At 49.1% G+C, this 1,009-nt stretch carries 1 protein-coding gene; it reads right to left on the bottom strand.

Features of this window, described 5'->3' with window-relative positions:
• Window positions 1–990, bottom strand: a 990-nt coding sequence (locus tag C5470_RS23175; protein WP_242688279.1) for a transposase, incomplete at its 3' end; no start/stop codon positions are given.
• Window positions 991–1,009: the final 19 nt, after the last annotated feature.

Raw genomic sequence — 1,009 nt, 5'->3', positions numbered from 1 at the left:
CGATTTTGGGTAGATTTTTCTTAGGCTCTGATGCTCATTGCCTTCCGGGCAGAACAACAGAATGTGATGTTTTTGCGTCTCAGCAATCACCTCGTCATGGAAATAACCGGCATCCAATAACAGCTTGTCCGGGTGACGCCCCGATAGATTGAAATTCTGTGCCAATAACGCGGCTATCACTTGGGTTTCACTGGAGGGGTCTGCCGTTTGAGCGACAATAATACGTCTGCTGTTGACCAAAACAGACGGTTTATAAGAAGTTGAAAATCCTCTTCCCCGCTTGAGTTTCTGGACGACGGCATCGGGTTCGGTTGGATTGATACGCAGTTGGCTGGCCTCCTTCCCCTTTTTTTCCCGATTTTCTTGTCGGTGCCGTAAGACGTCGGCTCCCTGTTCCAATTGTTTCCTGCGTTTCTCTATCTGCACTGTGGCAGACATTGCCGTGAGGGCATTTTTTTCGCGTGAAATCGCTTCCTGAGTTAAAAGGTGGTAATGAGAACAGGCCGCCTCTATCACTGTCCCGTCACCGGCCAGACACGAAACCCCCGAATGGCTACGGTGCAAAATGGAGAAGGTCAGTGCTTCAAAAAACGGCCCGGTCAGGACAGATTGGTGCTGATAAATGAAACGCCCCAGACTGGCGTGATCGGGCGTAATTCCCTGACTGACAAAAATACAGCCTAAATCGAAACGCGCAAGTCGTTCAAGTTCTCTGAGCGGGCAGTGACCTTTCATGATCCCATAAAGTAGGATCCCCATCATGGAACGGGGAGAATAAGGGGCTCTGCCTGTCGAAGCATAATGGCGTTCAAAGGGAGCCCAATCTTGCTCATCAAGAATGTCAGCCACAATAAATGCGCTACGCTCCCCCATTTGCCTGAGATAATCAGAAAGGGAAAGAGAACCCGCTAAGACAGGTAAGTGCTGAGCGGTGACAAACTGACGTCCAGTATGAATAGAAGGTTCCCGTTTTCGAATGAATAAGGTCATAAAAGATCTGCGCTTAAAA

The organism is Photorhabdus stackebrandtii, from assembly GCF_011189495.1.
GTDB lineage: Bacteria > Pseudomonadota > Gammaproteobacteria > Enterobacterales > Enterobacteriaceae > Photorhabdus > Photorhabdus khanii.
This window is presented reverse-complemented; position numbering and strand designations above follow the sequence as displayed.